Origin of the sequence: Streptomyces katrae (assembly GCF_000966975.1) — a bacterium.
Taxonomy (GTDB): domain Bacteria; phylum Actinomycetota; class Actinomycetes; order Streptomycetales; family Streptomycetaceae; genus Streptomyces; species Streptomyces katrae.
The window spans coordinates 1-3,883 of sequence record NZ_JZWV01001360.1; the positions used below are offsets into that span (position 1 = coordinate 1).

The 3,883-nt window shown below is 75.0% G+C and carries 3 protein-coding genes; all 3 read right to left on the reverse strand.

What is annotated here, in order from left to right:
- Positions 1 to 59: 59 nt before the first annotated feature.
- From VR44_RS37230 to VR44_RS37240, 3 genes are read right to left on the reverse strand one after another with little or no spacing between them, the layout of a single operon-like run.
- Positions 60 to 770, reverse strand: coding sequence for a sulfite exporter TauE/SafE family protein (locus VR44_RS37230; RefSeq protein WP_045952099.1), 711 nt, complete (start codon positions 768 to 770; stop codon positions 60 to 62).
- The gene (locus VR44_RS37235; RefSeq protein ID WP_045952101.1) at positions 767 to 2,191 is read right to left on the reverse strand and encodes an amidohydrolase family protein; all 1,425 of its coding nucleotides are present in this window, start codon (positions 2,189 to 2,191) and stop codon (positions 767 to 769) included. Before VR44_RS37235 ends, VR44_RS37230 begins: the two co-directional genes overlap by 4 nt.
- Before the next feature lie 34 nt (positions 2,192 to 2,225).
- Complete coding sequence (locus tag VR44_RS37240; protein ID WP_094192164.1) at positions 2,226 to 3,566, reverse strand: uracil-xanthine permease family protein; 1,341 nt, start codon at positions 3,564 to 3,566, stop codon at positions 2,226 to 2,228.
- Positions 3,567 to 3,883 lie beyond the last annotated feature (317 nt).

Here is a 3,883-nt window from a genome sequence, read left to right on the forward strand (position 1 = left end):
CGGAGGACCGGCGCCGGCGCCCGAGCCCCGGGTGATCGCCCGCGCCTCGTCGCTGCGCGTCACGGAGCCAGGATGAGCACGGCGCCGGACACGAGCGCGAAGCCCAGGACCAGGGGGCGCATCCGGGCCGCGTCGATCCGGTGGTGCGCCAGCCGGCTCAGCCACGCCCCGGCGGCCAGGGCGGGCAACAGGGCCACCGCCCACCCCAGTTGCGCGGGCGTGCCCCGGCCGGCCGCGAGCAGCAGGGCGAGCGAGACGACCTCGCCGACCAGGAAGCACAGGGCGACCGTGGACCGCAGCTCCGCGGGCGGGCGGTGCTGGTAGACCAGGGCCAGCGGCGGACCGCCCACCCCGGTCGCGGTCTCGGTGAGCCCCGTGACGGCGCCCGCCCCCAGGTACGCGGCCCGGCCGGGCACGAAGGCCGGCGCCGCCAGGCTCACGGCCGCCGCCAGGACGGTCGCCACGCCGACGACCACACCGAGCCGCTGAGCGGGCACCGCCCACAGCAGCAGCAGCCCGCCCGGGGTCGCCGCCAGCCGCGCCGCCGAGATCCATCCCGCGCCCCGCAGGTCCAGCGCGTGCCGTTCGCGCCAGACCACGTACACGTTCAGCGGGATCATCGAGGCGAGGACGAACACCGGGAGCAGCGAGGGTTCAAGCAGCCCGGCCACCGGAGCGACGACCAGCGCGAACCCGAGGCCGCTGGTCCCCTGGACGAACGCGGCCGCGGCCACGACCAGGGCGAGGACCGCCACCGTCGTGGCGCTCACCGGAGGGCGCTTCCGGCCCGCGCGGCCGTGGAGGTGGGGTGCGCCCGGGTCACGGCGGCCCGTGCGACCACCTCGTCGGCCAGCTCGGCCGCCCGCTGCAGGAGCGCGCGGTCGTCCCAGCCGACGGCCCGGCCCCGCCACATCCGCAGCCGGCCGGCCACGAACACCGCGGTGATCTGGTCGCGGTTCCCGCGCCGGACCAGCTCCCAGGGCAGGTCCCGGGAGGTACGCATCTCGGGGCCGCTGACGTCGACGAGCAGGAAGTCGGCGGCCGCCCCGGCGGCGATCCGGCCGGTGAGCGCCCCGAGGCCGACGGCGTCCGCGCCGCCCGGGCCGCCGCGCTCCAGCCAGGACCAGCCCGCGCCGCAGGAGGAGTCCCCGGTGGCCAGGCCGTAGGCGAGGCGCTGGGCGAACTCGGCGGCCTCCACGAGGCGGAACGCGTCGCCACGGGTGCCGTCCGTGCCCAGGCCGAACCGGATCCCGCGTTCGGCCATGGTCGTGGCCGGGGCCACGGCGTTGCCCTTCCACGCGCTGGCGACGGGGTTGTAGCTCACCGCGGCGCCCGTGTCGGCGAGCAGGGTCAGTTCGGCGGGGGTGACCAGGGTGGCGTGGGCGGCGAGCAACTGCGGTCCCAGCGCGCCGACTTCCCGCAGGTACTCCAGGGGGCGCAGGCCGTGCCGGACCAGGGAGCGCTCCACGGCGGCGAGGTGCTCGTTGACGTGGATCTGGACCACGGCGCCGGCTTCCGCGGCGAGCCGGGCGGTGTCCCGCAGGGTCCGTGCGGTGGCCGCCTCCGGGACGGAGACCGCCAGCGACGGGTGGACCAGCTCCGCCCCCTCGTACCGGGCGAGGTGCCGCTCGGCGGCGGCCAGGACGGCGGCGCCGTCCGTCCCCCCGGGCACGGCGGCTTCGGGGACGTCGTTGCAGACGAGCCCCAGGACGCAGCGGATCCCCGCGTCGCCGGCGGCAGCGGCCACGACACCGGCGTCCACCGGGGCCCGGGTACCGGCCTCGGTGACGGTGGTGAAGCCGCCCCGGAGCGACTCGAGCGCCGCCAGCTTCGCGGCGGTGTAGGCGGCCTCCTCGTCCAGGGCCCCCTCCAGGGGGACCCATACGCGGCGGAAGATCTCGGAGGGCTCGCCGAAGGCCAGGGCCGCGCCGAAGCTCTGCGTCAGGTGGTGGTGGGCGTCGACGAACCCGGGCATCAGCACGTGCCCGGGCAGCAGGACGGGGGTCAGGCCGGGGTGCTCGCGTTCCAGCAGGGCGGCGGGCCCGACGGCCCGGAAGGTGCCGCCGTCGACGACGGCCGCGTACCCCTCCACCGGCCCTTCCGGGGTCATCACGACCGCCGGGCGCAGGAGTCGGGGACCGCCGGACAGCCGACGGGGATCCGGGAGGGTGGCGGCGGGCTCGTGTCTCATCGGGAGGGTGCTCATCTCGTCCTTCGCGTACGGGTCACACATGGGGCAGGGGAGCGGGGCCGGCCGCCTCGGCGGGAGCGAGGGCCGTCCGTGCGGCGAGGCGGGGCCGCACATGGTGGAAGAGGACGTTCAGGACCGCGGCCGTGCACGCGCCGACGGCCACGCCGCTCTCGAGCAGGATCCGCGCTCCGGAGGGCAGCCCCGCGTAGACGCCGGGGACGAGGATCGGCAGCAGGCCCAGCGCCAGGGCGACGGCGCAGATGAACGCGTGGGAGTGCCGGTCCAGTTCGGCCTTCCCGAGCATCTGGACGCCGAGCACCGTGATGACCGCGAAGACCACCATGGCGGTGCCTCCGACGACGGCGGACGGGATGACGCTGATGGCGCGGATGACGGGCGTCAGGAAGCCGATGGCGATGAGGACCGCGCCGGCGGCCGCGGTGACGAACCGGCTGCGCACCCCGGTGACCCGGACGATGCCGATGTTCTCGCCGCTGGTCACCATCAGCGGCAGCCCGAGGAACCCGGCGAGGACGGACACCAGGGCGTCACCGCGGACGGTCCGCGGTACGGCGGTGCGCGCGTCGATCTCCTTGCCGACGGTCTCCGCGTTGATCACGGTCTGTCCGGTGGCCTCGGCCATGGAGGCCAGGGCGTACAGCATCAGCGGGAGTGCGGCGACCAGGTGGAACTCGGGCGTGCCGAACGGCATCAGCTGCGGGGCGCTCAGGATCCCGCCCCCGGTGACCCCGCCGAAGTCGATCCGTCCGAGTGCGAAGGCCAGGACGCTGCCGGCGATCAGGCCGAGCATCACGGCGAGTTGCCGCAGGACCCCGCTGAACAGCCAGTAGAGGGCGACGGTGAAGCCGATCGTGGCCAGGCCGAGGGCCAGGTTCGCGGGGTCGGCGAAGCCCGGCTGTCCGGGGCGGCCGGTGACGAGCAGCGCGCCGACCTTCACCAGGTTCACCCCGACGATGACGATCATCGTGCCGATGACCAGGGTGGGGAAGTACTTCAGCAGCCGGGAGAAGACCGGCAGGACGAGGAAGGTGAAGGCGGCGCTGATGATCACCGCCCCGGTGGCGGTGCGTACGCCGTGCTCGTCGGCGATGGCCAGGAAGAGGATCAGCGGGGCCCCGCCGGGCAGCATGACGAACGGCAGCCGGGGCCCGAACTTCCAGGGCCCCAGCGACTGGATCAGGGAGCCGATCCCGGAGAGCACGAAGGCCGCCGAGAGCAGGTTGACGGTGAGCCGGGGGCCGAGGTGCAGGGTCGCGCTCATCAGGAAGATCGCCGAGACGGGGGTCGCCGCCATGACGAGGACGTGCTGGACGCCGAACAGGAGGATCCGGCTCAGCGGGCGGGACTGGTCCACGGGGTGGGGGAGTGTGCGGGGACTGGACACGTTCGAGCTCCGTTCGGCTCGCTCCGGTTTCGGCCGCGGTCCGGCTCCGGGCAAGAGCCGGAGCAGGGTGGCCAAATCGATTTGGCCGCCAGTATGTGAGGGCCCTGAAGGCCCGTCAAGGGTTGTGGACGCATTGGTTCCAGAGGCAGTCCGCCGGTTCCGCGGACGCCTGGACCGGGCGCGGAAGGCCGCTTCCCCCGCCGGAATCGGGGCCCGGCGGGGGAAGCGACCCGTCCTCACCTGGCTCGGCCGCTACACGGCTCGGCCGCTGTACGGCTCGCCTGCCG

What these genes read in the sequence shown, in the direction of transcription:
- VR44_RS37235 (WP_045952101.1), bottom strand. Translation starts at nt 2,191, where the DNA reads ATGAGACACGAGCCCGCCGCCACCCTCCCGGATCCCCGTCGGCTGTCC.